This is a genomic window from Micromonospora saelicesensis (assembly GCF_900091575.1).
Taxonomy (GTDB): domain Bacteria; phylum Actinomycetota; class Actinomycetes; order Mycobacteriales; family Micromonosporaceae; genus Micromonospora; species Micromonospora saelicesensis.
In genome coordinates, this window is record NZ_FMCR01000003.1 from 97,572 (window position 1) to 124,011 (window position 26,440).

At 71.9% G+C, this 26,440-nt stretch carries 25 protein-coding genes; 19 read left to right on the plus strand and 6 right to left on the minus strand.

Going from position 1 to position 26,440, the window contains the following annotated elements; all coding sequences use genetic code 11:
• Window positions 1-114 precede the first annotated feature (114 nt).
• The 4 genes from rbfA to GA0070561_RS13465 all read left to right on the plus strand — a co-directional run bounded on the left by rbfA (window position 115) and on the right by GA0070561_RS13465 (window position 2,369).
• A complete protein-coding gene (gene rbfA / locus GA0070561_RS13450; RefSeq protein WP_091400379.1) occupies window positions 115-606 on the plus strand; it encodes a 30S ribosome-binding factor RbfA in 492 nt (163 codons plus the stop codon).
• Window positions 603-1,652 carry a DHH family phosphoesterase gene (locus tag GA0070561_RS13455; protein ID WP_091400381.1) on the plus strand — a complete coding sequence of 350 codons (1,050 nt, stop codon included), beginning with the start codon at window positions 603-605 and terminating at the stop codon, window positions 1,650-1,652. Before rbfA ends, GA0070561_RS13455 begins: the two co-directional genes overlap by 4 nt.
• Before the next feature lie 100 nt (window positions 1,653-1,752).
• Window positions 1,753-2,160, plus strand: a complete 408-nt coding sequence (locus tag GA0070561_RS13460) for a hypothetical protein (protein ID WP_091400383.1) — start codon at window positions 1,753-1,755, stop codon at window positions 2,158-2,160.
• A complete protein-coding gene (locus tag GA0070561_RS13465) occupies window positions 2,160-2,369 on the plus strand; it encodes a DUF6186 family protein (RefSeq protein ID WP_181539437.1) in 210 nt (69 codons plus the stop codon). The genes GA0070561_RS13460 and GA0070561_RS13465 overlap by 1 nt, the downstream gene beginning before the upstream one ends.
• A gap of 444 nt (window positions 2,370-2,813) precedes the next feature.
• Here the strand turns inward: GA0070561_RS13465 and GA0070561_RS13470 are convergent, their stop codons facing one another.
• Window positions 2,814-3,653 carry a hypothetical protein gene (locus tag GA0070561_RS13470; RefSeq protein ID WP_091400386.1) on the minus strand — a complete coding sequence of 280 codons (840 nt, stop codon included), beginning with the start codon at window positions 3,651-3,653 and terminating at the stop codon, window positions 2,814-2,816.
• Window positions 3,654-3,856: 203 nt separating this feature from the next.
• Here GA0070561_RS13470 and GA0070561_RS13475 point away from each other — a divergent pair, with 203 nt between their 5' ends.
• Entirely contained in the window at window positions 3,857-5,179 is a 1,323-nt protein-coding gene (locus GA0070561_RS13475; RefSeq protein WP_091400388.1) for an MATE family efflux transporter, read from the plus strand.
• Window positions 5,180-5,200: 21 nt separating this feature from the next.
• Here the strand turns inward: GA0070561_RS13475 and GA0070561_RS13480 are convergent, their stop codons facing one another.
• Window positions 5,201-6,211 carry a hypothetical protein gene (locus GA0070561_RS13480; RefSeq protein WP_091400389.1) on the minus strand — a complete coding sequence of 337 codons (1,011 nt, stop codon included), beginning with the start codon at window positions 6,209-6,211 and terminating at the stop codon, window positions 5,201-5,203.
• A gap of 10 nt (window positions 6,212-6,221) precedes the next feature.
• Window positions 6,222-6,524, minus strand: a complete 303-nt coding sequence (locus tag GA0070561_RS13485; RefSeq protein WP_091400391.1) for a hypothetical protein — start codon at window positions 6,522-6,524, stop codon at window positions 6,222-6,224.
• A 202-nt stretch (window positions 6,525-6,726) separates the two neighbouring features.
• On the opposite strand from GA0070561_RS13485, the gene truB reads away from it, so the two are divergent.
• The 7 genes from truB to GA0070561_RS13520 all read left to right on the plus strand — a co-directional run bounded on the left by truB (window position 6,727) and on the right by GA0070561_RS13520 (window position 14,557).
• Window positions 6,727-7,611: a tRNA pseudouridine(55) synthase TruB gene (truB, locus tag GA0070561_RS13490; protein WP_091402049.1), complete on the plus strand. Its 885-nt coding sequence runs from the start codon at window positions 6,727-6,729 to the stop codon at window positions 7,609-7,611.
• A 71-nt stretch (window positions 7,612-7,682) separates the two neighbouring features.
• Window positions 7,683-8,612, plus strand: a complete 930-nt coding sequence (locus tag GA0070561_RS13495; protein WP_091400392.1) for a bifunctional riboflavin kinase/FAD synthetase — start codon at window positions 7,683-7,685, stop codon at window positions 8,610-8,612.
• Between the two features lie 199 nt (window positions 8,613-8,811).
• Entirely contained in the window at window positions 8,812-9,081 is a 270-nt protein-coding gene (gene rpsO / locus GA0070561_RS13500; RefSeq protein WP_030337594.1) for a 30S ribosomal protein S15, read from the plus strand.
• Between the two features lie 227 nt (window positions 9,082-9,308).
• The gene (locus GA0070561_RS13505; protein WP_091400395.1) at window positions 9,309-11,699 is read left to right on the plus strand and encodes a polyribonucleotide nucleotidyltransferase; all 2,391 of its coding nucleotides are present in this window, start codon (window positions 9,309-9,311) and stop codon (window positions 11,697-11,699) included.
• Between the two features lie 47 nt (window positions 11,700-11,746).
• Window positions 11,747-13,144: a M16 family metallopeptidase gene (locus GA0070561_RS13510; RefSeq protein ID WP_091400397.1), complete on the plus strand. Its 1,398-nt coding sequence runs from the start codon at window positions 11,747-11,749 to the stop codon at window positions 13,142-13,144.
• A 107-nt stretch (window positions 13,145-13,251) separates the two neighbouring features.
• The gene (gene dapB, locus GA0070561_RS13515; RefSeq protein ID WP_091400399.1) at window positions 13,252-14,019 is read left to right on the plus strand and encodes a 4-hydroxy-tetrahydrodipicolinate reductase; all 768 of its coding nucleotides are present in this window, start codon (window positions 13,252-13,254) and stop codon (window positions 14,017-14,019) included.
• A gap of 67 nt (window positions 14,020-14,086) precedes the next feature.
• Entirely contained in the window at window positions 14,087-14,557 is a 471-nt protein-coding gene (locus GA0070561_RS13520; RefSeq protein WP_091400401.1) for a GNAT family N-acetyltransferase, read from the plus strand.
• 93 nt (window positions 14,558-14,650) lie between these two features.
• Here the strand turns inward: GA0070561_RS13520 and GA0070561_RS13525 are convergent, their stop codons facing one another.
• Window positions 14,651-16,762 carry a glycogen debranching N-terminal domain-containing protein gene (locus GA0070561_RS13525; protein ID WP_091400403.1) on the minus strand — a complete coding sequence of 704 codons (2,112 nt, stop codon included), beginning with the start codon at window positions 16,760-16,762 and terminating at the stop codon, window positions 14,651-14,653.
• Window positions 16,763-16,907: 145 nt separating this feature from the next.
• Here GA0070561_RS13525 and GA0070561_RS13530 point away from each other — a divergent pair, with 145 nt between their 5' ends.
• The 4 genes from GA0070561_RS13530 (at window position 16,908) to GA0070561_RS13545 (ending at window position 21,255) form a co-directional block, all read left to right on the plus strand.
• Window positions 16,908-17,897, plus strand: coding sequence for a LacI family DNA-binding transcriptional regulator (locus GA0070561_RS13530; protein ID WP_091400406.1), 990 nt, complete (start codon window positions 16,908-16,910; stop codon window positions 17,895-17,897).
• A gap of 24 nt (window positions 17,898-17,921) precedes the next feature.
• Window positions 17,922-19,172, plus strand: a complete 1,251-nt coding sequence (locus GA0070561_RS13535) for a sugar ABC transporter substrate-binding protein (protein ID WP_091400408.1) — start codon at window positions 17,922-17,924, stop codon at window positions 19,170-19,172.
• 72 nt (window positions 19,173-19,244) lie between these two features.
• Window positions 19,245-20,366 (plus strand): carbohydrate ABC transporter permease, encoded by a 1,122-nt coding sequence (locus tag GA0070561_RS13540; RefSeq protein WP_091400411.1) that lies wholly within the window; start codon window positions 19,245-19,247, stop codon window positions 20,364-20,366.
• Between the two features lies 1 nt (window position 20,367).
• Window positions 20,368-21,255, plus strand: coding sequence for a carbohydrate ABC transporter permease (locus tag GA0070561_RS13545; RefSeq protein WP_091400413.1), 888 nt, complete (start codon window positions 20,368-20,370; stop codon window positions 21,253-21,255).
• Window positions 21,256-21,295: 40 nt separating this feature from the next.
• On the opposite strand, the gene GA0070561_RS13550 is transcribed toward GA0070561_RS13545, so the two are convergent.
• Complete coding sequence (locus GA0070561_RS13550; protein ID WP_091400416.1) at window positions 21,296-21,877, minus strand: GNAT family N-acetyltransferase; 582 nt, start codon at window positions 21,875-21,877, stop codon at window positions 21,296-21,298.
• Window positions 21,878-21,912: 35 nt separating this feature from the next.
• Here GA0070561_RS13550 and GA0070561_RS13555 point away from each other — a divergent pair, with 35 nt between their 5' ends.
• On the plus strand, window positions 21,913-23,187 hold the full coding sequence (locus tag GA0070561_RS13555; protein ID WP_091400418.1) for a glycosyltransferase 87 family protein: 1,275 nt from the start codon (window positions 21,913-21,915) through the stop codon (window positions 23,185-23,187).
• Here the strand turns inward: GA0070561_RS13555 and GA0070561_RS13560 are convergent.
• Window positions 23,086-23,637 carry a GNAT family N-acetyltransferase gene (locus GA0070561_RS13560; RefSeq protein ID WP_091400420.1) on the minus strand — a complete coding sequence of 184 codons (552 nt, stop codon included), beginning with the start codon at window positions 23,635-23,637 and terminating at the stop codon, window positions 23,086-23,088. The two genes, GA0070561_RS13555 and GA0070561_RS13560, sit on opposite strands and share 102 nt — an antisense overlap.
• A gap of 79 nt (window positions 23,638-23,716) precedes the next feature.
• On the opposite strand from GA0070561_RS13560, the gene GA0070561_RS13565 reads away from it, so the two are divergent.
• Both GA0070561_RS13565 and GA0070561_RS13570 read left to right on the plus strand, forming a co-directional pair.
• Window positions 23,717-24,946, plus strand: a complete 1,230-nt coding sequence (locus GA0070561_RS13565; RefSeq protein WP_091400422.1) for a winged helix-turn-helix domain-containing protein — start codon at window positions 23,717-23,719, stop codon at window positions 24,944-24,946.
• A 4-nt stretch (window positions 24,947-24,950) separates the two neighbouring features.
• On the plus strand, window positions 24,951-25,679 hold the full coding sequence (locus GA0070561_RS13570) for a DUF2752 domain-containing protein (protein WP_244166220.1): 729 nt from the start codon (window positions 24,951-24,953) through the stop codon (window positions 25,677-25,679).
• Window positions 25,680-26,440: the final 761 nt, after the last annotated feature.

The window sequence follows — 26,440 nt, forward strand, 5'->3', positions numbered from 1 at the left end:
CTGTGCCGGGCGACCGGAGCGGCCCCGAAGGTAATGTTCGAGATGTTGGCCGGTCGGCCGGCGGCCTGCGGGCCGCCGGGTCGGCCGGAAGCAGGACGCCGTGGAGGTGGCGAGATGTCTGATCCGGCCAAGGTACGCCGGCACGCGGAACGGGTGCGTGAGCTGGTCGCGTCGGTGGTGCGGAGCCAGATCAAGGACCCGCGGCTCGGGATGATCACCATCACCGATGCCCGGATTACCGCTGACCTGCGTGACGCGACGGTCTTCTACACCGTGCTCGGTGACTCGGTGGCCCAGGCGGACACCGCGGCGGCGCTGGAGAGCGCCAAGGGGCTGCTGCGCAGCACGGTCGGCAAGGCCCTCGGGCTGCGCCACTCGCCGACCCTCACGTTCGTCCTCGACGACGTGCAGGACCAGGTCAAGCACATCGACGACCTGCTTGCCGCCGCCCGCAACGCCGACGCCGAGGTGCAGCGGCTCGCCGCCCAGGCGAAGTACGCGGGCGAGGCTCAGCCGTACCGGGTGGACGACGAGACCGATGAGGCGGACGAGACGGACGAGGCCACCGACGTCAAGGAGACCCCGCGGGGTGGGGAAACGCGGTGACCAGCACCGCCAGCGCCCCGTTCGCCGGGGCAGCCGGGCTCGGCCCCGCCGAGGCGGACTGGGCCGCGGCCGAGGCGTTGGTGCGGGCTCTCCCGCCGACCGCCCGGGTGCTGCTGATCTGCCACATCAATCCGGACGGCGACGCGCTGGGCAGCATGCTCGGCTTCGGTCTGGGCCTGCGGCAGTTCGGCGTACGCGACGTGCAGGCGACCTTCCCCGGGCCGCCGGAGCTGCCGGAGCCGTTCCGGGGGCTGCCCGGGCTGGACCTGCTGGTCCCGGCGGACGCCGCCGACCCGGCGCCCGATCTGGTGATCTGCTTCGACGCGGCGAGCGAGTCGCGTCTCGGCGAGTTGGCCGGGCGGTTGTCGTCGGCCGGTGCGGCGCTGGTGCTCGACCACCACGCCTCCAACCCCGGTTTCGGCACTGTCAACCTGGTCGACGCGGGTGCGGCGGCCACGTCGGTCGTGGCCGAGCAACTGTTGGCCCGGCTCGGGGTGGTGGTGGATCCGGCCATCGCCGAGTGCCTCTACGTGGCGCTGACCACGGACACCGGCTCGTTCCGGTTCGAGGCGACCACTCCGGCGGTGCATGAGATGGCCGCCCGATTGCTGGCGACCGGCATCTCGCCTGGTGACATCTCCCGGCGGGTCTTCGACACCCGGCCCTTCGGCGCGGTCCGCCTCTTCGGTGAGGTGCTCGGCCGGGCCCGGCTGGAGCCGGCCGCCGCCGGAGGTCGGGGCCTGGTCTGGACCTTCGCCACCCTGGACGACCTGGCCCGGCACGACCAGCGGCCGTACGTGCTGGAGGCGCTGATCGACTCCGTGCGCTGCACCGCCGAGGCGGATGTGAGCTGTGTGGTGAAGCAGACCAAACCCGCCGAGTGGGCGGTGTCGATGCGCAGCAAGGGCGCGGTGGACGTCAGTCGGGTCGCGGTGGCGCTGGGCGGTGGTGGGCACACGTTCGCGGCCGGGTTCACCGGTCGGGGCACCGTCGAGCAGGTGGTCGAGTCGATCCGCGGTCAGCTGGACGCGGCGTTGATCGGCTGACGCGCTTCGGCCGCCATCGATCCGTCGGTCCGGAAGATCAGGGTCAGCTCCGGGGAGTGTTGGTCTTCCCGCGTTCCGTGATACCGGGAAGAATTGCGGGATGGAGCAGCCGCACGACCTCACCGTGGAGGCCCCCCGCGCCTGGGACCGGCCCGCCGTCTCCGTTCCCGTCCTCGTCTGCCTGTCGCTCGTCGGTGGCCGGTTCGCGTCCTTCTCCACCGAGGCGAATCTGTTCACCCTCGGGACGGGCGGGGTGCTGATCTGGCTCGGTCTGAGCAACCGGGTGTCCCGTCGGCCGGCGCCGCGCCGGCTGGGCCCGGGGGCGGCCTGGTGGGCGGTGCCGGTGGTGGTCTTCGGGGTCTTCGAGGGCGTGACCTTCGTGCTGGCCGCCGGCGATGACTTCCCCACCTTCTCCCGGTTGGCCGATCCTCTCCTGGAGGATCAGCTGACCCGGTCGGCGGTCTGGTTCGCCTGGTTGGCCGCCTTCTGGGGGCTGGTGCGGCGATGATGCGCGCCCTCGCGATCGGCGGCTTCCTCGCCGCGCTGGTCCTCTTCGCGGTGGTCGAGTGGATGGCCCGGCGGGAGGGGTCACGGATCCCCACCCTGGGCGAGGTCTGCGCCTACGTCATGCGCTACGAGGTCGGTTCGGTGCCGGTGGGCCGGATCGGTCTGTTCGGGTTCTGGTGGTGGCTGGGCTGGCACTTCCTGGCTCGCTGAGCGGGCTGCCGACCGTCCAAATGGCGGGAACCGTAAGCAGTATGTGGACCTGAACGATAACTTGGGAGAAGGCCGGTGCCGCGTAGCGGTGCAGGTCATGGGCGGTGGTGCCACACCCCGTGCCGCCTCCCTCCAGGGTCGGATCGACCCGGGCTCACGCTGCCCAGTCGGCTGCTCCGGTAACCCCGGACCGCCGTGGGGCGCTCAGCAGGACCGCCCGTGAGGGCCGCCGCGTGTCGGCGGCTCACGCCCTGGGAAGAGGAGCGCCACCATGCCGAACAAGCCCAAGCCCGAGACCACCACCGACGACGCCCGCGAGCAGGCCCGCCGCGCGCTGCAGACGTCGATGGACACCCGTCAGTGACTCGTCTCGACCGGTGGTGACGCCGCCGACGCGCCGCGCCGACAGCGTCACCGTCCGGCCACCAGTGCGGGTCGAGTCGTTCAGGACAGGAACGTGTCCAGGGCCGCCTCGATGGTGCCGGAGTCCGGCGTCGCGTAGGCCCTCATGGTGGTCTTGTCGTACGAGATGAAACTCGGGCACCTGTTCGTCGGGGCGGTCACGGTGCCGCCGTCGCCGATCTTCTCGGCGGTCCTGGCCGCGTAGAAGGTCAGGGTGTAGCGCGACGAGACGTAGTCGATGGTGACCTGCTTCTCCGCCTTGTCCTTGTACTGACACTTCTTCGGGGCGCCCTGGCTGCCCTCGTCGAACTTCAGGCAGCCGACCACCGACACCTTCTGGTAGTCCGCGCCCTTGGCGTAGTAGGACTTGTCCGAGGGGACGTACGTCGACGACCAGGACGTCGGCCGGTCGGGGTTGTTCGAGAACGTGTACGCCTTGGCGCCGGCCGGTCCGCTGTAGGGCGCCGCGTTCAGGATCGGGCTGCCTTCGCAGACGTTCGCCAGGTCGCTGGAGAAACGGGCGGTCATCGAGTTGTTGTTCGGTGGATCCGCCTGCCGCGGCGTCGGGGCGGTCCCCGTGCCCGGCGTGCTGCCGGTGCCCAGCGTGGGGGTGGAGGACGTGCCCCGTGCGGGCTCGTCGTCATCGTAGGCGAGCAGGAGGCCGATTCCCGCGCCGCAGATGGCGAGTATGACGACCACCGCGCCGGCGACCAGCCCGATGATCAGGCCCTTGTTCGACCTGTTCGGCGCCGGCGGCGGTGGCGTGCCGTAGTACGGCTGGGGTGGTGGCTGTCCGTACGGCGGGTAGCCGCCCTGCTGCGGGGCCGGCGGGCCGCTCCAGGGGGTGACGTTCGGGTCGGGCGGAGGGTAACTGTCGCTCACTGTCATAAGGCCTATCGCTGTCGTGGTGCCCCCGCGTGGGAGCCTCGGACAGGGTAGTGAGCGCCGCAAACCGGGATGCCGGCGACACGGAGCGCATCAGGGCCTCGATCCTCCGTGACATCCGCCGAGCCGGTCCAGAGGTGGGTCCGTAAGTTACCAGCGGCCTTGTGCTCCTTACCGTGGACATGCCAGGATCGGCGGCGATGAACCACGCCACCACCGCCCACCGACCCGCCTCGCCCCGGCGGATCGCCGCGCTCGCCCTGCCGGCCCTCGTGGTGCTCGCCGCCGAGCCGCTCTACGTGCTGGTCGACACCGCAGTGGTCGGTCACCTCGGCCGGGTGCCACTCGCCGCGCTCGCCGTCGGCGGCACGGTCATGACGCTCACCGCCTGGGTGGGCACCGTTGTCGCCTACGGCACCACCGGCCGCGCGGCCCGCCGCTTCGGCGCGGGTGACCGGGCCGCCGCGGTCGCCGAGGGCGTCCAGTCGTCCTGGCTGGCGTTCGGTGTCGGTCTGCTGATCGCGATCGGCATGCAGGTCGGCGGCGGCGCGCTCGCGCGTACCCTCGCCGGTGGTGGTGGCGAGGTCGCCGACGCCGCCGCCCAGTGGTTGCGGATCGCGGCCCTCGGCGCTCCCGGCCTGCTCCTCGCCGCCGCCGGCAACGGCTGGCTGCGCGGCGTGCAGGACACCCGCCGCCCCCTGTACTTCGTGCTCGGCCCCAACCTGCTCTCCGCGCTGCTCTGCCCGCTGCTGGTCTACCCCGGCGGGCTGGGTCTGGTCGGCTCGGCCGTGGCGAACGTCGTCGCGCAGACGCTCTGCGGGGTGCTCTTCGCCGCCGCCCTGGTCGGCGAGCGGGTGTCGCTGCGACCCCAACCCCGCGTGATCCGCCAACAACTGGTGCTCAGCCGCGACCTGCTGATCCGTGGGCTGGCGTTCCAGGCCAGCTTCCTGTCCGCGACAGCCGTCGCCGCCCGCTTCGGCGCCGCCGCCGTCGGCGCCCACCAGATCGCCCTGCAACTCTGGTTCTTCACCGCCCTGGTGCTCGACGCCCTCGCCATCGCCGCGCAGTCCCTGGTCGGTGCCGCTCTCGGCGCCGGCGACGACGCGGGTGCGCGGGCGCTCGCCCGCCGGGTCGGGCTGCTCGGCGGCGTCTGCGGCGTGGGCTTCGCGCTGCTCGTCGCCGCCGGCGCGGGCGTGGTGCCGTCGTGGTTCAGCTCCGATCAAGGGGTACGCGAGCAGGCCATGGTGGCCTGGCCGTGGTTCGTCGTCATGCTGCCGCTGGCCGGGGTGGTCTTCGCCCTCGACGGCGTGCTGATCGGCGCCGGCGACGTGCGTTACCTGCGCAACCTCACCATCGTGGCGGCGCTCGGTGGCTTCCTGCCGGCCATCTGGCTGGCGTACGCGCTCAACCTCGGGCTGGGCGGCATCTGGGCCGGGCTCACCCTGTTCGTGGTGATCCGGCTGGTCGCCCTGCTGCTGCGACTGCGCAACGGCAGGTGGGCGGTGACCGGCGCGGTCCGCTGACCGGTCGCCGGGGCCCGCCGGTCAGCAGCGCGTGGTGGTCGGCGCGGGCGCGTCGAGGTCGAAGATGGTGCCCGGGTCGCCCGCGGGGATCCGTTCCCCGTGCACGTCGGCGATCCAGAACTGCTCCTGCACCCAGCCATCACTGAGTTGGGCGCAGTCCGCGTTCCAGGTCACGGCCTCCGCCGAGGCGACCCAGAGGCCCCGGGCGGAGGCCGGCACGTCGTCCGGGTGCGGCACCTGCCACACCACCTTGTCGCGCAGCGCCACCACTGTGGCGCCGGCGGGTGCCCGCAGGTCCACGTCGAACGGGTACGCCCAGACGAACTCCGTGGAGACCTCCAGCAGTCGGATACCGTTCTGCCTGGTGGCCCGGTAACTGACCCGGCCGTCGGCGCGCACGCCGAACTCCCAGTCCGACGGCGACGCCATCCTCGTGGCGTACCGCAGGAAGCTGCCGTTGGTGAAGTCTCCCCGGAGCCGTTCGCGAGCGTCCGGGGCGAGCAGCGCGAGGAACGGCTCCGGATCCCCGGAGAACATCGAGATGTCGACCCGACTCTCGATCAGCGCCTTGCGCACCGACTCCAGCGCGGTCCGCACCTGGGCCGCGGTGAACGGCCCGGTGCTCTTGGCCGCCGGCATCCGCACGGCCTCCTCGGCTGGCGCGAAGGAGGCCGCCGGCGACCCGGCGAAGAGGTCCCGTGGTTCGCCGACCCTGCTCACCGGCGGGGTCAGGCTCGGTGTGGGGCTCGCCGAGGCGGACGTGCGGACACCGTCGGCGACCCGGCCGACCAACACCACCCCGCCGCCGACCATCAGCAGTGCCATCACCAGCCCGAGGCCGAGCAGCAGGGCGCCGTTGTGCCGGGCCGAGAAGAAACGGACCCGGTCCCACCCGGTGGGCTGGTGCTCGGTCTGCGATGACCGTAGCCAGTCCGGTAGCTGCACCGGGTTGACCTGCGCCACCGCGGCGGGCGGCGGTGGCGGGTCGACCGGGTCCGTCGGTGTGGGCTCGCTCGACGACGTGTTGTCCATGGTTCCCCCGTCAGTTCTCGCCGCTGGTGGCCAGCGCGAGCAGATAGTAGGCGCCGGTCACCAGGGTGGCCCCGAGGACGGCGGCCACGACGAACGACAGCACGGCGACGATGTTCGGGTGCGACTCACTCCATCTGGTCCGGCCGTGCCAGTGCCACACCGCCCGGCGGGCGGCCCGGAGCGCCGGCCAACCCTCGATCAGGTCGTCGACGTAACGCGCCGGGCTCCGCCGCGTCGGTGTCGGCTGCCGCATCCACTGCGGCAGGTCGACCCGCGCGCGGTGCTCGTGGCCCGGGGGCCGGTCAGAGGTCATCGGCGGTCCTGGTCTCGGGGCGACGGCAGCGGGCGGATGATCTTCGCATCCACGACGGCCAGCCGGCTGCCCCGCTCGACATTCCGCCGAATGGACGCCTCGTCCCGCCAAACCGGCTCAGACCACGTGAGCGGAGGCTCGGGTCACGCCCGGGCCTGCCCACGCACTGCGGAGTGGGTGCCATCTGGCAGGCTTGGCCGACGTGAGCACCGATGGTCTGATCGTGGTCGACAAGCCCGGCGGCATGACGTCGCACGACGTGGTGGCGCGCATCCGCCGACTGGCGAAGACCCGACGGGTCGGGCACGGCGGCACCCTCGACCCGATGGCGACCGGCGTGCTGGTGATCGGTGTCGGCCGGGCCACCCGGCTGCTGACCTACGTGATCGGCGCGGGCAAGAGCTACACCGGCACCATCCGACTCGGCCAGACCACAGTCACCGACGACGCCGAGGGCGACGTGACCGCCACCGTGCCGGCCGGGCAGGTCACCGACGACGCGATCCGATCGGCGCTGGCCGGGCTGAGCGGCGAGGTCGACCAGGTGCCGAGCGCGGTCAGCGCCATCAAGATCGACGGGCAGCGGGCCTATAAGCGGGTCCGCGACGGGGAGAGCGTCGAGCTGCCGGCGCGGCGGGTCACCATCTCCCGGTTGGAGGTGCTGGCGATCCGCCGCACCGAGCCGGACGTGGTGGACGTGGACGTGGACGTGACCTGCTCCTCCGGCACGTACATCCGGGCCATCGCCCGGGACGCCGGCCTGGCGCTCGGCGTCGGCGGGCACCTCACGGCGCTGCGGCGTACCGCGGTGGGTGGCTTCACCCTCGCCGAGGCGGCGACGCTCGACGAGTTGGAGCAGCGCGCCCCGGACGTGGTGAACCTGCCACTGGACGCGGCGGCCGACCGGTTCTTCGCGCGCCGGGAGGCCACGCCGGACGAGGCCCGGGTGCTCGCCCACGGTGGGCCACTGGACCCGGCCGGCCTCACCGGGCCGTACGCCGTCTTCGGGCCGGCCGGCGGCCTGATCGCTATCGTCAGCGAGCGGGACGGACGGGCCCGCGCGGAGATCGTGCTCGCACCGGCCTGACAGCGCACGTCCGCCGGCCCGCAGCCGGCGGTGTCGACCCGCCGGCCGGCGGGACAGCAGAGAGGAACGGCATGCAGCGGTGGCGGGGCTACGACGCGGCGCCCGGCGGGTGGGGACGCTCGGTGGTCACCATCGGCGTCTTCGACGGCGTGCACAAGGGGCACCAGGCGACGATCGGGCACACCGTGGCCCGGGCCCGCGAGTTGGGCGTGCAGTCGGTGGTGGTCACCTTCGACCCGCACCCGGCCGAGGTGGTCCGCCCCGGTTCGCACCCGGCGGTGCTCACCGAGCCGGCCCGTAAGGCCGAACTGATCGAGGCGCTCGGCGTGGACGTGCTCTGCGTGGTGCCGTTCACCCCGGAGTTCTCCCGGGTGCCGGCCGAGCAGTTCGTGCACGACGTCCTTGTCGAGCACCTGCACGCGGCGTTGGTGGTGGTCGGCAGCAACTTCCGCTTCGGGCATCGGGCCGCCGGCGACGTGGCGTTGTTGGAACGGCTGGGTCAGACGTTCGGCTTCGGCGTGGAGGGTGGCCCGCTGATCGCCGAGGACGGCACCGTCTTCTCCTCCACCTACATCCGGTCCTGCGTCGACGCGGGTGACGTGGGCGCGGCGGCCGCCGCGCTGGGCCGCCCACACCGGGTGGAGGGCGTCGTGGTCCGCGGCGACCAGCGGGGCCGGGAGCTGGGCTTCCCCACCGCCAACCTGCTCTGCCACCGGTACGCGGCGGTGCCCGCCGACGGCGTGTACGCGGCCCGGCTGATCCGCCGCGGTCAGCACGAGCCGCTGCTGGCGGCGGTGTCCGTGGGCACCAACCCGACCTTCTCCGGCCGGGAGCGGCGGGTGGAGGCGTACGCGCTGGACTTCTCCGGCGACCTGTACGGCGAGCGGCTCGCCCTGGACTTCGTGGCGCACCTGCGTGGTCAGATCCGGTACGACTCGATCGAGCCGTTGATCGCCCAGATGAATCAGGACGTCGAGCGCACCCGGCGCGTACTGGCCTGATCGTGGCGGGGTGACGGGCCGCCACCGAGGCCCTTCGCCGGGTGTTACCGGCGAGTGCTGGTAGTCTTGCCGGGACGTCGGGTGACCGGCGTGGGGCCTCGCGTGCCTGCTCGACGCCGCGGGTGCGAGGTACCGGTCCGTTCCCGGTCCACCGGGACGACGGACACCCACTTGATCAACCCATCGAAACAGGGAGAACATGGCGCTCGATCAGGAAGCCAAGGCCAGCATCCGCGCGGAGTACGCGACCGCCGAGGGCGACACCGGTTCGCCGGAGGTCCAGGTCGCGGTCCTCACCAAGCGGATCGCCGAGCTGACCGAGCACCTGAAGGTGCACAAGCACGACCACCACAGCCGCCGTGGGCTGCTGCTGCTGGTCGGCCGGCGCCGTCGGTTGCTCAACTACGTCCAGAAGAAGGACATTGCCCGCTACCGGTCGCTCATCGAGCGGCTCGGTCTGCGCCGGTGACGTGACGGGGGAGTGGCCGGACGGCCGCTCCCCCGTACCGCGTCCCACCTGAGGAAACACGGGCCGCGCGACCACCCGAGAGGGAGCCGGTCAGCGTACCGGTCTCCGGTAGTGGCCCCCGGGAACCCCGGCATCATGCCGGCCACCCGGGCGCTTCGATCGAAGACCGGCCGGCTGAGCAGCTCCCCGATGTCGTGGGCCCACGACGCGAAGGAGCACGACAGCACATGACCGAGACCAAACTCGGCACCGAATCCCGCACCGCCGTGATCGACAACGGGTCCTTCGGCACCCGCGAGATCACCTTCTCCACCGGTCGGCTGGCTCGCCAGGCCGCCGGTTCCGTCATCGCCCAGCTGGGCGAGACGGTCGTTCTCTCCGCCACGACCGCCGGTAAGCACCCGAAGGAGCAGTTCGACTTCTTCCCGCTGACCGTCGACGTCGAGGAGCGGATGTACGCCGCGGGCCGCATCCCCGGCTCGTTCTTCCGCCGTGAGGGTCGGCCCAGCGAGGACGCGATCCTCACCTGCCGGCTGATCGACCGGCCGCTGCGCCCGTCCTTCGTCAAGGGCCTGCGCAACGAGGTCCAGGTCGTCGAGACCATCCTCGCGCTCGACCCGCAGCACCCGTACGACGTCGTGGCGATCAACGCCGCCTCGATGTCGACCAAGCTCTCCGGCCTGCCGTTCTCCGGCCCGATCGGGGCGACCCGCGTCGCCCACATCGACGGCCAGTGGGTCGCCTTCCCGACCCTGGAGGAGCTGGCTCGCGCCACCTTCGACATGGTCGTGGCCGGCCGCACGCTCGAGGACGGCGACGTCGCGATCATGATGGTCGAGGCCGAGGCCACCCCGAACGCCGTCGCCCTCATCTCGGCCGGTGCCACCGCCCCGACCGAGGAGGTCGTCGCCAGCGGCCTGGAGGCCGCGAAGCCGGCGATCCGTGAGCTGTGCCGCGCGCAGAGCGAGCTGGCCGAGGTCGCCGCGAAGCCGGTCACCGAGTTCCCGGTCTTCCTGGACTACCAGGACGACGTGTACGACGCCGTCTCCGAGCTGGCCCGCGGTGAGGTCGCCGAGGCGATCACCATCGCCGGCAAGGCCGACCGCGAGGAGGCCCTGGACCGGGTCAAGGCCCGGGTCGCCGAGGAGCTGGGCGCACGGTTCGAGGGCCGGGAGAAGGAGCTCAGCGCTGCCTTCCGGTCGCTGACCAAGTCCGAGGTGCGCAACCGCGTGCTGCGCGAGCAGGTCCGCATGGACGGGCGTGGCCCGCGCGACATCCGGGCGCTGACCGCCGAGGTCGGCGTGCTGCCCCGGGTGCACGGTTCGGCGCTGTTCGAGCGGGGCGAGACCCAGATCCTGGGTGTCACCACGCTGAACATGCTCCGCATGGAGCAGATGGTGGACACGCTGTCCCCCGAGAACCGCAAGCGCTACATGCACAACTACAACTTCCCGCCGTACTCGACCGGTGAGACCGGCCGGGTCGGCTCGCCGAAGCGTCGCGAGATCGGCCACGGCGCCCTCGCCGAGCGCGCGCTGATCCCGGTGCTGCCGTCGCGCGAGGAGTTCCCGTACGCCATCCGGCAGGTGTCGGAGGCGCTCGGCTCCAACGGCTCCACCTCGATGGGTTCGGTCTGCGCCTCGACGCTGGGTCTGCTCTCCGCGGGTGTCCCGCTGAAGGCGCCGGTCGCCGGCATCGCGATGGGGCTCATCTCCGACGAGGTGGACGGCAAGACCCAGTACGTGACGCTGACCGACATCCTCGGTGCCGAGGACGCGTTCGGTGACATGGACTTCAAGGTCGCCGGTACGCCGGAGTTCGTCACCGCGCTCCAGCTCGACACCAAGCTCAACGGCATCCCGTCGGACGTGCTGGCCGCCGCGTTGCAGCAGGCGAACGAGGCCCGGCAGGTCATCCTCGGGGTCATGAAGGCGGCGATCGAGGCTCCGGCCGAGATGTCCGACTACGCGCCGCGGGTCACCACCGTCAAGATCCCGGTGGACAAGATCGGCATGGTGATCGGCCCGAAGGGGCAGACCATCAACGCGATCCAGGACGAGACCGGCGCCGAGATCTCCATCGAGGACGACGGCACGATCTACGTCGGCGCCACCAACGGCCCGTCGGCCCAGGCGGCCGTCGACCGGATCAACGGCATCGCCAACCCGACGCTGCCGAAGCAGGGCGAGCGGTTCCTCGGCACGGTGGTCAAGACCGCCGCGTTCGGCGCGTTCATCTCGCTCCTGCCGGGCCGTGACGGCCTGCTGCACATCTCCAAGGTGGGCGACGGCAAGCGGGTCGAGCGTGTTGAGGACTTCCTCAACGTCGGTGACCGGGTCGAGGTCGAGATCGCGGACATCGACGCCCGCGGCAAGATCTACCTCGACAAGGTCCGCCCGGAGGGCACCGAGGCTCCGGCCGCCGGTGAGGCCGCTGCTGGCGACCGGCCGGCTGGTCGGGACCGGGGCGACCGGGCTCCGCGTGACCGCGGCGACCGTGAGCGTGGCGGCGACCGTGGCGGGCGTGGCCCGGAGCGCGGCGGCGAGGGCGGCAACGGCGGCGGCGGCGAGGGTGGCGAGGGCGGCGAGCGTCCGCGCCGTCGGACCCGGCACAGCTGACCGTCGTACAACGCATCACCCACCCCTCGTCGAACCGGGAGCAAGTCGTGAGTCGGGCCATCAGCGCGCCGTTTCCACCGGATCGACGGGGGGTGGCCCCGTCTCGGGACACCGGGGCGGGCCGCTCCGGCGGCACCGCCCGCGCGGTGACCCGGACGCTCAGCGACGACCCGCTGGGCGGCACGGTACGTCGTACCGTGCTGCCCAGCGGTCTGCGCGTCCTCACCGAGGCGATTCCGGCGATGCGCAGCGTCTCGTTCGGCATCTGGGTGGCGGTCGGCTCGCGTGACGAGACCGGCCCGCAGGCCGGTGCCGCGCACTTCCTCGAGCACCTGCTCTTCAAGGGCACGCACAAGCGCACCGCACTGGAGATCTCCTCGCAGATCGAGGCGGTGGGTGGCGAGACGAACGCCTTCACCACGAAGGAATACACCTGCTACTACGCCCGCGTGCTGGACGAGGACCTGCCGCTGGCGATCGACGTGATGTGCGACCTGGTCGCGGACTCGCTGTTGGAGCCGGCCGACGTCGAGACCGAGCGTGGCGTGATCCTGGAGGAGATCGCCATGCACGACGACGAGCCGGGTGACGAGGTGCACGACCTCTTCGTCCAGGCCGTCTACGGCGATCACCCGCTGGGCCGGCTGATCTCCGGCACCGCCGAGACCGTCACCCCGATGACCCGGCGGCAGATCCAGAGCTTCTACCGGGGTCGCTACACCGCGCCGCAGATCGTCATCGCCGCCGCCGGCAACCTCGACCACGCGGCTGTGGTCAAGCTGGTCCGTCAGGCCGTGCGCGGCACCCCGCTGGACAGCGACCCGGCCAGCCCGGCACCGCACCGCGCGGCGACCCCGGCGGTACGCACCAAGCCGGTGACCACAGTGGTGGAGCCGAAGGAGACCGAGCAGGCACACGTCATCCTCGGCTGCCCCGGCATCGACCGGCTCGACGATCGACGGTTCGCCCTCGGGGTGCTCAACAACGTGCTCGGCGGCGGCATGTCCAGCCGGCTGTTCCAGGAGATCCGCGAGCAGCGCGGCCTCGCGTACTCGGTCTACTCCTACGCCAGCCAGTACGCCGACACCGGCCTGTTCGCCGTCTACGCCGGCTGTGCGCCGGGCAAGGTGGACGAGGTGCTGGCCCTGACCCGCGCCGAGCTGGCACGGGTGGCCGCCGACGGGTTGACCGAGGCCGAGGTGGCCCGGGGCAAGGGGATGAGCAAGGGCTCGTTCGTGCTCGGCCTGGAGGACACCGGTTCGCGGATGAGCCGGCTGGCCAAGGGTGAGCTGCTCTACGGCGACCTGATGCCGGTCGACGAACTGCTCCGCCGGGTCGACGAGGTCACCGTGGAGGACGTGAACGTCCTCGCCGCCGAGCTGCTCAGCAGGCCGATGTCGCTGGCCGTGGTGGGCCCGTTCGGCGCCGGCGACTTCGCGGTCTGAGGTCTGCCGCCCGGCCCGGTCGAGGCACCCCGGTCGGGCGCCCCGGCCGGTGGAGCACAGCGGATCCGGCCGGAAGGGCCCGTCCCGATTGGGATAGGTTGTGCCCCGTGACTGACGAGCAGGGAAAGACCCCGGCCCAGCAGCTGCGGGTCGGCGTGTTTGGTGCGCGCGGCCGGATGGGCATCGAGGTCTGCAAGGCGGTCGACGCCGCCGACGATCTCGCCCTGACCGCGGCGGTCGACCAGGGCGACAGCCGCTCCGCCGTCTCCAACGCCGAGGTGGTCGTCGACTTCACCACGCCGGACGTCGTCATGGACAACCTCCAGTGGTCCATCGAGCAGGGCATCAGCGCGGTGGTCGGCACGACCGGCTTCACCGAGCAGCGGCTGGAGCAGGTGCGCGGCTGGCTGGCCGACAAGCCCGAGGTGGGCGTGGTCATCGCCCCGAACTTCGGTATCGGCGCGGTGCTGATGATGCAGTTCGCCGCGCGGGCCGCCCGACACTTCGAGTCCGTCGAGATCATCGAGCAGCACCACCCGCGCAAGCTGGACGCCCCGAGTGGCACCGCCACCCACACCGCCCGGCAGATCGCCCGGGCCCGCGCCGAGGCCGGCCTCGGCCCGGTCCCGGACGCCACCAAGGACGAGGTGCCGGGTGCGCGCGGCGCCGACATCGACGGGGTACGCGTCCACGCGGTGCGCGCCACCGGCCTGGTCGCCCACCAGGAGGTGCTGTTCGGCGGCACCGGCGAGACGCTGACCATCCGGCACGACTCGTACGACCGGGTGTCGTTCATGCCGGGTGTTCTGCTGGCCGTTCGCGCGGTGCGCAACCGCCCCGGCCTCACCGTCGGCCTGGACGCCCTGCTCGACTGACCGGCCCCCGTCGGTCCGGGGCGAAACCTGGTCGCGGCACGGGTCCGGCCGACCCTAGGCTGCCCCGATGATCGATGCGGGACACCTGGACCGGGCCGGGCGGCGAGTGACGCTGCGGCCGGTCGACGACGACAACTGGCGGGCGGTGGCCGACGTCGCCCCGCGCGACGACCAGCGCCGGTTCGTGGCCGCGCTGGGCGCGCGTTACCTGCTGCTCAGCATGCGCTCCGAGGTGTGGAGCTCGCTCGCTGTGTACGCCGACGAGGCCGTCGTCGGCCACGTCATGTGGGGCGTGGACGACGACGGCTCGCACTGGATCGGCGGGATGCTGGTCGACGCCGCCGAGCAGGGCCAGGGCGTCGGCCGGGCCACAGTGCAGACGCTGGCCCCCTGGCTGGCGGCCCGGGCCGGCAACCCCCCGGTCCGCCTGTCGTACCACCCCGACAACACCCCAGCCGCAGCCCTCTACACCTCCCTGGGCTTCCACCCCACGGGTGCGATGGACGACGACGAGCTGATCGCGGAACGAACCCCCTGAGCCCCGCGATCTTGCACTTTCCGTCGGGGCATACGGTGCATATTCCGCATCTGGACCACCGAAACTGCAAGATCGCCGGGCGTTCGGGCCGGCCTAGCGGGGGAGGGACGGGGTTGTGGGGCGGCGTTGGGTGGGGAGGGACGGGGTTGGGGTCAGGCGGGTGGGGAGACCGGTGACGGTGGCTTCGCCGGTGCTGTCGACAGTGACGTGCACGGGGGTGTCGGCCACGCGGAGGCCGTCGACCGCTACGGCACCGAACTCCGCTCCCGCCAGCGGTGCGAGTCGGACCGTGCCGCCCGGCACGTCCGGGTAGAGCCCCGTGGCGGCCTGGAGCAGCAGCACCGCGCCCGCCGCGGCCCACGCCTGCGGTCGGCACGAGGCCGGGTACGGCACCGGACGGCTCACCAGTGCCCGGTCGTCGCCGCCGTACAGCTCCGGCATCCGGTAGTCGAACGCCTCGGCCGCGCTGAGCAGCCCGTCGGCCAGACCGAGCGCGGCCTCGCGGTGCCCGGCGCGGGCCAGCCCAGCGAGCACGATCGCGGTGTCGTGGGTCCAGATCGAGCCACAGTGGTACGACAACGGGCTGAACCCGGCGTCGTCGCTGGACATGGTGCGTAGCCCGAACCCGGCGGCCATCGTGTCGGTGGTGAGCAGGTGCGCGACCTGGGCCTCCTCGTCGCGGTCGAGCAGACCGGTGCCGAGCAGGTGGCCGATGTTGCTGGTCAGCGAGTCGACCGGGCGCTTGTCACGGTCGAGGGCCAGCGCGGGTTGCGGTCCGTGGCGACCGTCCACCCAGAAGCTCTTGCGGAACCGGCCGACCAGCGCGGCGGCGTAGTCGCGCCAGCGGTCGGAGCTCGGGCGGCCGAAGGCGTCCAGCAGGGCCGCGCCGTTCACGGCGGCCTCGTGCGCGTACCCCTGCACCTCGGCCAGCACGATCGGCGCGGTGGCCAGGGACCCGTCGTGGAAGCGGACGGCGTCACCGGAGTCCTTCCAGCCCTGGTTGGACAGCCCGTGCCCGGTGGTGTCGACGTACTCGACCAGGCCGTCACCGTCCGGGTCGGCGTGCTCGCCGAGCCAGCGCAGCGCCGACTCCAGGTGCGGCAGCAGGGGCTCGACCTGCTCGGCGGGCATCCCCCAACGCCACGCGTCGTGCAGCAGGTTGACCCAGAGCATTGTGGCGTCGACGGTGCCGTAGTACGCCGGCGGGAGGCGTAGGCCGTTGTCGGGCAGGGCGAACGCGTGGCGGCGCAGCTCGTGCAGGATCTTGCCCGGGGCCTCGCCGGTCGTCGGGTCGACGCGGGTGCCCTGCCGACGGGCGAGCACGCGCAGGGTGCCGGCGGCCAGGTCGGTGCCGAGCGGCAGCATCATCCGGGCGGCCCAAAGGCTGTCCCGGCCGAACAGGGTGAGGAACCAGGGCACCCCGGCGCCGAGGAACACGTCGCCGGGTGCGCCGGTCTCGGCCAGTCGGAGGCCGCGCAGGTCGTCCAGGCTGCGGTCGAGCAGCCGGATCAGCCGTCGGTCGTCGGCGGTCACCTCGGGTCGGGACCACTCGGGCTCGTCGGCCGGGCCGACGACGACGGCGCGCGGGTCGTCGACGGTCACCTGCCAGCGCAGCACTGTCTCCCCGCCGGGGGGCAGGTCGACCGGCCAGACCAGCCGGGGTGCGGTGGCCCGCTCGCCGTCGACCAGCAGGTCGGCGCCCGGCGCGGTGACGGTGACGGTGATCCCGGCGCCCGACCAGGTGAGCGTGCCGGGCTGACCGGTCCTGGCCGTCAGCGCGTCGGTGGCGCCACCGGACTTGACGACCTCGATGGGTGCCAGGTCGCAGCCGAGGTCGACGGAGACGGTGGCCCGTACGCCGATCGTGGCGGTGGAGGCGATCCGCAGCTCCTCGGTGAGGCCGTTGCGGGTCGCCCGCCGGAGCCGGTCGACGCGGACGGTGGGGTCGGGGGTGGGGTCACCGAGCCAGCGGGCCAGGCTCACGAAGTGTGCGCCGTGCGGGCCGTTGTCGCCGCGGGCCAGCCCTTCGAGTTCCCGCTCGTCGACCCGCAGCTCGGCGCGGGAGAGCACCCGGGCATCGGCGTGGAAGACGCCCTGGACGCCGGTCGGGCGGATCTGCCCGGTCGCGTCCCCCAACGCGCTGGTCGGGGCGAAGACCACCCCGACCAACTCGTGCAGGAGGGGTTGCAGCTGGCGTTCGATCACGGTGTGGCTCCAGATCCTCGGGGTGCGCGGCGGCCATCTTGACAACGCGCCGCTGGCGGTGCAAAGTGCGAAACATTCCAGAAACTTGAACGATCCAATCCTGCCTTATCCAAATTGGATCGTTCAAGATGGCGAGAGGGATTAAGTGGCCGAAAAGGTGACCATCGCGACGGTGGCCCGGCACGCCCGAGTCAGCCGGCAGACGGTGTCCAACGTGCTCAACAGCCCGCACATCGTGCGGCAGGAGACCCGTCAGCGGGTCGAGGACGCGATCAACGCGCTCGGCTACCGGGCCAACCAGGCCGCCCGACAGATGCGCACCGGCCGGTCCCGCCTCATCGCCGCCCGGATCGACCCGACCCGCGACGGCATCAACGGCTCCGTGCTCGACCGTTTCCTGCACGGCCTCACCGAGACCGCCGACGCCGCCGGCTACCGGGTGCTGCTCTACACCGCCACCGACGACGACCGGGAGATCGCCACCTACGGCGACCTGCTCGGCACCTACGAGTTGGACGCGTTCGTGCTGGTGGGCACCAAGTACGGCGACCCGCGTACCGAATGGCTCGCCGACCGGGACGTGCCGTTCGTGACCTTCGGTCGCCCATGGGACGCGCTCGACGCGCACCCCTGGGTGGACGTGGACGGCGCCGCCGGCACCGCCCAGGCCACCCGGCGTCTGCTCGACGCCGGCCACCGGCGGATCGCCTTCATCGGCTGGCCGGTCGGCTCCGGCGTCGGCGACGACCGGCGAGCCGGCTGGCGCGACGCGCTGCGTGCGGCCGGCGTCGACCCGACCGGGCTGCACCGGGAGACCGAGGACGGCATCGCCGAGGGCGAACGCCTGATGCACGACCTGCTCGACACCGTGGCACCGAGCGCCGTGGTCTGCGCCAGCGACTCACTCGCCCTCGGCGCCCTCCAGGCGATTCGCGGCGTCGACCCGCCCGTGTCGGTGATCGGCTTCGACGACACGCCGGTGGCTGCCGCGGTCGGGCTGACCAGCGTCAGCCAACCGCTCGGCGAGGCCGCCGCCCGCTGCGTGGACCTGCTCACCGGGGTCCTCGACGGCGACCATGAGACCCCCACCCCCGTGCTGCTCCAGCCCTCGTTGGCACTGCGGCACACCGCGTAGTCCCACCCCCCACCAGGAGAAACCATGGCACCCCGAACAATCACCCGGGCAGCGGTGGCCGGCCTCGCCGCCGTCGCCCTCCTTGGCTCCGCCGCCTGCGGCAGCGGCTTCGACGACTCCTCCGGCGACACCGCCCAGTCCAGCGGCCCGGCCAGCCTGCAGATCCTGATCGGCTCGTCCGGCGAGGCCGAGACCAAGGCCGTGCAGGACGCCGCCGCGAAGTGGGCCAGCAGTTCGGGCAACACCGCGACGGTCACCCCGGCACAGGACCTCACCCAGCAGCTCGGTCAGGCCCTCGCCGGCGGCACCCCGCCGGACGTCTTCTACGTGGACGCGGCCCAGTTCGCCAACTACGCCAGCGTCGGTGCTCTCGAGCCGTACGGCGACAAAATCAGCAACTCGGGCGACTTCTACGAGAGCCTGCGCAGCGCCTTCACGTACGACGGCAAGGTCTACTGCGCGCCCAAGGACTTCTCGACCCTGGCCCTGCAGATCAACACCGACCTGTGGACCAGGGCCGGGCTGACCGACGCCGACGTGCCGACGACCTGGGAGCAGCTCACCGCCGTCGCCCAGAAGATCAAGGCCAAGGGGCAGGTTCCGCTGGCCCTCGGTGACACCCGGGACCGGATCGGTGCCTTCATGGTGCAGAACGGCGGCTGGCTGGTGAGCAAGGACGGCAAGCAGCCCACGGCCGACACCCCGGAGAACCTCGCCGCTCTCCAGTACGTCAAGACCATGCTCAGCACCGGCCTGGCCAAGTACCCGAAGCAGCTCGACGCCGGCTGGTCCGGTGAGGCGTTCGGCAAGGGCAAGGCCGTGATGACCATTGAGGGCAACTGGATCAAGGGTGCTCTGCAGAACGACTTCCCGAACGTGAAGTACAAGGTCGTGGCGCTGCCGGCCGGTCCCAAGGGGCAGGGCACCCTCTCCTTCACCCAGTGCTGGGGCGTGGCCGCGAAGAGCAAGTACAAGGATCAGGCGATCAAGTTCGTCGAGGCGATGACCAGCGGCGAGCAGCAGATGACCTTCGCGAAGGCGTTCGGTGTCATGCCGTCCCGCCAGTCGGCCCGTGACCAGTACACCGCCGCCTTCCCGGCGGACAAGGTGTTCATCGACGGCGCCGCGTACGCCCAGGGCCCGGTGAACGCCCCGAAGATGGACAGCGTCCTCAAGGACCTCGACACAGGTCTGCAGGGGCTGGCCAACGGCGACCCGAAGACCGTGCTGCAGAACTTCGACAAGAACGCCAAGGCGGCGCTCGGCGGCAGCTGAGGTGATGGCGGGGGCCTCGGCGAACACCGGGGCCCCCGCCGCACGTCGGCCGGAGAGAAGAAGGGAGGGAAGATGGCAACCGAGACACTGACCGCCGCGGCGACCGCGGGCGGGGCCGGCCCTCGCCGAAGCAGGGGCGGCATCCGGAGCAACGAGAACCTCGCCGGCTGGCTCTTCGTCGCGCCGGTGATCGTCATTCTGGGGCTGTTCCTGCTACTGCCCATCCTGATGGCGCTCTGGGTCAGCCTGACCGACTGGAACGGCCAGGGCAGCCCGTTCACCGGCGACGTCCCGTTCGTCGGCGCGCACAACTACACCCAGTTGTTCACCGAGGACGGGCTGGCCCGCCGCGACTTCATGACCAGCCTCCGCAACAACATCTACTACGTGGCGATCGTGGTTCCGGCGCAGACAGTGCTGGCGCTCGGACTGGCGTTGGTCGTCAACAACCGGATGCTCAAGGGCAAGAGCTTCTTCCGCAGCGCCTTCTACTTCCCCTCGGTGACCAGCTCGGTCGCGATCAGCGTGGTGTTCCTGTTCCTCTTCGCCAACTCCGGCGCGGTGAACGCGCTGCTCGGTTTCCTCGGTATCGACGGCCCGGAGTGGTTCGCCGACTCCCGGGGCGTTCTGCACCTGCTGTTCGGCGTGGTCGGCGTCGACTCGCCACCGGCGGCACTGGCCGACGGCGGCCCGTTTGGGCTGACCTGGTGGGACTGGCTGGCCGGCCCGAGCGTGGCGATGATCTCGATCATCACGTTGGTCGTCTGGACCACCTCCGGCACCTTCATGCTGATGTTCCTGGCCGGGCTGCAGAACGTGCCGGTCACGCTGGACGAGGCGAGCACCCTCGACGGCGCGTCCCGGTGGCAGCGCTTCCGGTACGTCACCCTGCCGATGATCAGACCCACCACCTTCCTGGTGCTCACCCTCGGCATGATCGGCTCCTGGCAGGTCTTCGACCAGGTGTACGTGATGAGCCAGGGCGACCCGGCCAAGACCACGCTCACCCCGGCGTACCTGTCGTACCGGACCGCCTTCCGGGACTTTGACTACGGCTCCGGCGCGGCGATCTCCTTCGTCCTGTTTCTGATCATCATCGTGCTCACACTGATCCAGCGCCGGGCGCTGGCCGAGCGGGACACCGACCGGCCGCGCCGCGGCCTTTGGCGTCGGCGCGTACCGGAAAGGTCCTGAGATGGCCGTGCTCACCGACCGCCCGGCAGCGGCGCCCGCGCGGCGTCAGCAGCGCGCTGCCCGCACCCTGGCCACCCGCTTCCTGGGGTACGCCACGCTGGTCTTCTTCGGGCTGGTGTTCCTCTACCCGTTCGTCATCCAGATCGGCAACGCGCTCAAGACTGAGCCCGACGCGGCGGCGAACCCGCTGTCACCGTTTCCGGACCCGCTCACGCTGGCCGGCTTCGAACGGATCTTCGCCGGCACCAACTTTCCGCTGTGGCTGGGCAACTCGCTGCTGGTGACGGTGCTGGTCACCATCGGCCGGGTCTTCTTCGACTCGCTCGCCGGGTACGCGCTGGCCAGGCTGCGGTTCCGGGGCCGCGGCGGGCTGTTCGCCGCCGTCATCGCGGTGATGGCGGTGCCCGGGGTGGTGCTGCTGATCCCGAAGTTCCTGGTGCTCAACCAGCTCGGCCTCTACAACAGCTACGCCGGGCTGGTGGTGCCGCTGCTGGCCGACGCGGCGGGCGTGTTCATCATGAAGCAGTTCTTCGAATCGATCCCGGTGAGCGTCGAGGAGGCCGCCCGGATAGACGGGGCGAGCATCTTCCGTACCTTCTGGTCGGTGGTGCTGCCGATGGCGAAACCGGCGCTGATCACCCTCACCATTCTGTCGTTCCAGGGCTCCTGGAACGAGTTCCCGCACAGCCTGGTGTCGGTACAGGACCCGGACCTGTTCACCCTGCCGCGTGGGTTGGCCGACCTGGTCAGCGGCTCGCTCGGCAAGGGCACCCAGTACCCGCTCAAGCTCGGCGCCGCGCTGCTGGCCACCATCCCGGTAGCGATCATCTTCGTGGTGTTCCAGCGGTACTTCGTCCGCGACGCCAACGACGGCTCGGACAAGGGCTGACCGGCCCGGTGTGGCGGCCCTACCGGGGCCGCCAACCGGTTCACTCGGCCGGTACCTTCTCGGCCGGCACGCCCACGTGCAGGCGCACCTGGGGCACCAGCATGTCGTCGACGTCCAGCGCCCGGGCCGCGCCGTCGGGCTCCCACCCGGTGCTGGTCAGGAACTTGCGGGTCGCCTCGTCCCCGTCGAACGCCCAGGCCACCGCCCGGCTCATCCCGTCCTCGCGCCACAGGTCGACGGCGGCCGCGAGCAGCCGGCTGCCGTGCCCCCGCCGGCCCCACCGCGGCTCCACCAGCAGGTCGGTCACCGCCGCCACATCCGGGCCGAGAGCGTCGGCCGGCTCACCCGGGGCCAACGCCTCGCCGTCGGCCGGGCCGGAGGCGGCGAACCCCACCAGATACGATTGCTCGGCCTGTTCGACGGCGACCAGCACCCGGTGCGCGCCCGAGGGCGGCTCCAGCACCGCGGCGCTCCACCGCCGGGCGAGGAACGCCTCGTCCAGGTTGTCGAGCACATGCCGAGGCAGGATCCGGCGGTACGCGACCCGCCAGGTCGCGAGCTGGATGCGTGCGATCTCGCCGGCGTCCTCGGGACGCGCCGGGCGGACGTACCCGAGAGCCATGGGACGGAAGCCTACGCAGGGCGAGGGAGACGACGGTGGCGCAGGGTGCCAACAGGACGACCGCGCAGGTCGTCGGGGTGGTGGTGCTCGCCGCGGCGGTCACCGGGTTCCTCGCCGTCGCCGCCGTCCGGCACGGGTTCTTCGACCTGAAGGTCTACTACGGCGCGTTGACCTGGTGGGTGCACGACGGCGGGGAGATCTACGACTACCTCAAGCCGGGCACCCAGTACGGCTTCACCTATCCGCCGTTCGCCGCGCTGGTCATGCTGCCGATGGCGTACCTGCCGTGGACGGCCGCGATCGTGGTGAGCGTGCTCGCCAGCGTGGCCACCACAACGGTGCTGATCTGGTGGCTGGTCGACCCGATCGCCCGCCGCGCCGGTTGGACCCGGTGGTTCGCCCTCGCCGTGGCGCTCTGCCTGGCCGCCGCGTTCGAACCGATGCGGGAGACGGTCAACTTCGGCCAGGTCAACACACTGCTGCTCTTCCTGGTGGCGGTGGACCTGATGCGGCTGCTGCCCGCCGGCAACCGGTGGGCCGGGGTGGGCATCGGCCTCGCCACCGCGATCAAACTGACCCCTGGCGTGTTCATCGTCTACCTGCTGGTGACCGGGCGGTGGCGGGCGGCGCTCACCGCCAGTGGCACGGCCGCCGGGGTTTCGCTGCTGGCTGCCGCGCTCTTCCCGGACGCGTCCCGGGAGTTCTGGACCGAGGCCCTGTGGAACACCGGGCGGGTGGGCGAGCTGGCCTTCGTCTCCAACCAGTCGCTGCGCGGGGTGGTCGCCCGACTCGACCCGGAGCACCCGAGCACCCTGCTGTGGCTGCTGCTGGTGCTGGGCACCCTGGCGCTCTGGGCCTGGCGCTCCCGGGCCGCCGTCGCGGCCGGCGACGAGGCGACCGGCCTGGCGCTGACCGGCGCGGTGATGTGCCTGGTCAGCCCGGTCACCTGGGTGCACCACCTGGTCTGGCTGCTGCCCGCGTTGATCCTGCTGGTCGACAACGCGATGGCCGCGCCGGCCGGCCGCCGACGGCAGGTCCTGCTGGTCGCCGCGACCATCGGGTACGCGCTGCTGATCAGCCGGACCGTCTGGCTCTGGGAGAAGGACTTCAGCGGCGTCGACGGTTTCCTGGGCAGCAACGCCTACGTGTGGGTCAGTCTGGCGCTGCTGGCCTTCCTGCCGATCCGCCGGTGGTTGACCCCGAACGGGTCAGTGGTCGAGGCGTCCGGCGTACCGCAGCTCGACCAGCCCGACCGGCGGGCCCCCACCGGCCAGCGGCACCTGGTAGGTCGACCGCTCACCGTCCGGTGACAGGCCGGCGCGCTCGCAGAACCGCCGGGCCCGCAGGTTGTCCGCCAGCACCCACGCCCGGTACCCGGCCCAGCCCCGCTCGGTGAGCCCGCTGCGGGCGGCGTCCAGCAGCGCCGAGGCGGTCCCGTCACCCCAGTGGGCCGGCTCCACGTAGAGCGCCACCACCTCGCCGACCGTCGGGTCCAGGTCGTCCCGGTCCTGGTTGCGGCGGTACGGCCCGAAGGTGGTGAAACCCACGACCAACCCGTCCACCTCGCCGAGCACTGTGGTGAACGGGTGTTCCGGATCGGCGGTGCCGACGTCGCGACGACGCTGCGCCCAGGCCACCACGTTGAGCCGCCCGAGCACCTCGTCCGGCATGAAGCCGGCGTAGCCCGCCTGCCAGCCGTGCACGTGTACCCGGGCGACCGCCTCGGCGTCGTCCGGTTCCTCCCGACGGATGGTCAGCATTGCACCGTTCTATGCCCCGTTGGTCGTCACGTCCAGCTTCCCGCACCGGCGTCGTACCGATGAATTAAGGTCGCCGACGATGACCGCACCGGAATCACTCTCGCTCGCCCAGGCCCGCCGCGTGGCGCTCGCCGCCCAGGGCTTCGCCGACCCGGCGCCGACGGGCGTGCCCACCCGCCGGCACCTGCGTCGCGTGTTGGGCCGGGTCGGGCTGATCCAGATGGACTCGGTCAACGTGCTGCAACGCGCGCACTACCTGCCGCTCTACAGCCGGCTCGGGCCCTACCCGACCACGTTGCTCGACGAGGCCGCCTACCGGCGTCCCCGCGAGCTGTTCGAATACTGGGGCCATGAGGCGTCGCTGGTCCCGGTGGAGCTGCACCCGATGCTGCGCTGGCGGATGGCCCGGGCGCACAGCGAATCGTGGGGCGGCATGCGGCGGATCGCCCAGGAGCAGCCGGAACTGGTCGCCTGGGTCCGGGACGAGGTGGCCGCCCGGGGGCCGCTGACCGCTGCCGAGATCGAGCACGACGCGCCACGGGAGACCGGCAACTGGGGTTGGAACTGGTCGGCGGTAAAGCGGGCGTTGGAGTTCCTGTTCTGGGCTGGGGAGGTGGCTGCCGCCGAGCGCAGCACCTCCTTCGCCCGCCGCTACGACCTGCCCGAGCGGGTGCTGCCCCCGGCTGTGCTGGCCTCGCCCACCCCGACCGACGCCGAGGCGTACCGGACGCTGGTTGCCCTCGCCGCGCGGTCCCTCGGGGTGGCCGCCGAGCCGGAGCTGCGCGACTACTTCCGGTTGCCGCTGGCCGGCGCCCGGCAGGCCGTCGCAGAGCTGGCCGAGGCCGGTGAGCTGGTGCCGGTCACCGTGGCGGGCTGGCGACAGCCGGCCTGGCTGCACACGTCCGCCCGGCTGCCCCGCTGGGTGCGGGGCAACACACTGGTCAGCCCCTTCGATCCGCTGATCTGGGAACGTGCCCGCACCGAGCGACTGTTCGACTTCAGCTACCGGATCGAGATCTACGTCCCGGCGCCACAGCGGGTGTACGGGTACTACGTGTTGCCGTTCCTGCAGGGCGACCGGTTCACCGCCCGGGTCGATCTGAAGGCCGATCGGAAGGCCGGGGTGCTGCTGGTGCCGGCCGCCTGGCTCGAACCCGGCGCTGACCCGGGGGAGACCGCCGTCGCACTCGCCGCCGAGCTGTACCGCCTCGCCGGCTGGCTCGGCCTGGACGCGGTGGCCCCGCCAGCGGCCGGCGATCTGGCCGGTCCGCTCACCGCCGCGTTGGCCGGCGTGTCCGGTGTACCGTGAGCGCGTGACGAGCGCTCCCGGACCGGTCGACCAGCCGCACCCCGCCCCAGGCGCGGTCCACACGGCGCCGGCCGACAGTGGCACGGCTCCCGGTGGCTTCAATTCCGGTGACACGGGTCCGGGCGGTTTCGGTCCCGGCGGCTCGGGTCCGGACGGTTTCGGTCCCGGCGGCGCGGGTCCCGGCGGCGTCGGTCCTGCCGACTTCGCACCCTCCGGCTTCGGTCCCGGCGGCTCGGGTCCCGAGGGTTGGCCGACGACCCCGCCCGGTGGCTACCAGGCGCCTGAGCCGGACCGGCTCACCCGGTTCGTGCTGCGCCTCTACGAACGTTCCCCGCGCTGGGCGGTGCCGCTGGCCGCGGTCGGCTGCGTCGCCGTCGGCATGAGCTACGCGCTGCTCAGCAACCCGACCTACGCCGACCCGGACGCCGCGCCCACCTGTCTGCTCAAGTTGACCACCGGGCTGGACTGCCCGGGCTGCGGTGGCACCCGAGCGCTCTGGTACGTGCTGCACGGGGACCTGCCGGCCGCCGCCCGGCACCACTTCCTGTTCGTCTTCGCGCTGCCGTTCCTCGCGTACCTCTTCGTGGCCTGGGCGGGGAACCAGGCGTTCGGTTGGCGACTGCCCGAGCTGCGGATCAGCTCGAAGGTCATCGGCGGTTTCCTGGCCGCGTGGCTGGCCTTCTCGGTGCTACGCAACCTGCCCTGGGCGCCGTTCACCTCGCTCTACGTCTGACCGCGCCCCCGCCTGGCCGCGCCCCCGCCTGGCCGCGCCCCCGCCTGACCGCGCCCCCGTCCGACGCGCCGTTGTCTGACAGCGCGGTTGTCTGACCGCGCCGTTGTCTGACCGCGCCGCCGCCCGACGCGCCGCCGCCCGACGCGCCGTCGCGCCGGGCACGCGCCACAGCCGATGCGCGGATGCGAGGCTCGGCCGACGTGCGCTGTTTTGGCGTCCTTTGGAGCTGATTCGTTTGCGACATCAGGGGCCCCTCCGGCGCTCACCACCCATGATCGACTCGGCATGCAGGAAACCGGGCCATTCACCCGACCCGGATACCCCGACTTTCATGAACCCGAGTCGATCATCCAGCGAGCAGCCGCAACCCGCGTCCGCGGCGGACGGCGGACGGCGGATTTCGCCCCAAGATCACGCTCGATCCTGGATGTAGTGGGGTCGGGCGCGACGGATGCCACTACATCAATGATGTTGCGCGATCTTGGGAGCGGAAGCTGCCGCCGAGCCGCTCAGGCCGCTCGGCCTCGGGCCGCTCGGGCCGCTCGGGTCGCTTGGGCTGCTCGGGTCGCTTGAGCCATTCGGGCTTGGGCCGCTCGGGTCGCTCGGGTCGCTTGGGTCGCTTGGGCTGCTCGGGTCGCTTTAGCCATTCGGGCTTGGGCCGCTCTGGCCGCTCGGCTCGTTCGGGTCGCTTGGACGCCTGAGCGGCGCTCGGGCCTTGGTCGTCGGCTCGGGTGGCCCATCCGCTGGGGCTGATGTCGCCA

Coding starts and splice junctions, on each gene's coding strand:
- GA0070561_RS13495 (WP_091400392.1), top strand. CDS start 7,683: ATGCAGCGGTGGCGGGGCTACGACGCGGCGCCCGGCGGGTGGGGACGC.
- GA0070561_RS13505 (WP_091400395.1), top strand. CDS start 9,309: ATGACCGAGACCAAACTCGGCACCGAATCCCGCACCGCCGTGATCGAC.
- GA0070561_RS13475 (WP_091400388.1), top strand. CDS start 3,857: ATGAACCACGCCACCACCGCCCACCGACCCGCCTCGCCCCGGCGGATC.
- GA0070561_RS13460 (WP_091400383.1), top strand. CDS start 1,753: ATGGAGCAGCCGCACGACCTCACCGTGGAGGCCCCCCGCGCCTGGGAC.
- rpsO (WP_030337594.1), top strand. CDS start 8,812: ATGGCGCTCGATCAGGAAGCCAAGGCCAGCATCCGCGCGGAGTACGCG.
- GA0070561_RS13565 (WP_091400422.1), top strand. CDS start 23,717: ATGACCGCACCGGAATCACTCTCGCTCGCCCAGGCCCGCCGCGTGGCG.
- GA0070561_RS13540 (WP_091400411.1), top strand. CDS start 19,245: ATGGCAACCGAGACACTGACCGCCGCGGCGACCGCGGGCGGGGCCGGC.
- GA0070561_RS13480 (WP_091400389.1), bottom strand. CDS start 6,211: ATGGACAACACGTCGTCGAGCGAGCCCACACCGACGGACCCGGTCGAC.
- GA0070561_RS13535 (WP_091400408.1), top strand. CDS start 17,922: ATGGCACCCCGAACAATCACCCGGGCAGCGGTGGCCGGCCTCGCCGCC.
- GA0070561_RS13560 (WP_091400420.1), bottom strand. CDS start 23,637: ATGCTGACCATCCGTCGGGAGGAACCGGACGACGCCGAGGCGGTCGCC.
- GA0070561_RS13485 (WP_091400391.1), bottom strand. CDS start 6,524: ATGACCTCTGACCGGCCCCCGGGCCACGAGCACCGCGCGCGGGTCGAC.
- GA0070561_RS13550 (WP_091400416.1), bottom strand. CDS start 21,877: ATGGCTCTCGGGTACGTCCGCCCGGCGCGTCCCGAGGACGCCGGCGAG.
- rbfA (WP_091400379.1), top strand. CDS start 115: ATGTCTGATCCGGCCAAGGTACGCCGGCACGCGGAACGGGTGCGTGAG.
- GA0070561_RS13520 (WP_091400401.1), top strand. CDS start 14,087: ATGATCGATGCGGGACACCTGGACCGGGCCGGGCGGCGAGTGACGCTG.
- GA0070561_RS13545 (WP_091400413.1), top strand. CDS start 20,368: ATGGCCGTGCTCACCGACCGCCCGGCAGCGGCGCCCGCGCGGCGTCAG.
- GA0070561_RS13465 (WP_181539437.1), top strand. CDS start 2,160: ATGCGCGCCCTCGCGATCGGCGGCTTCCTCGCCGCGCTGGTCCTCTTC.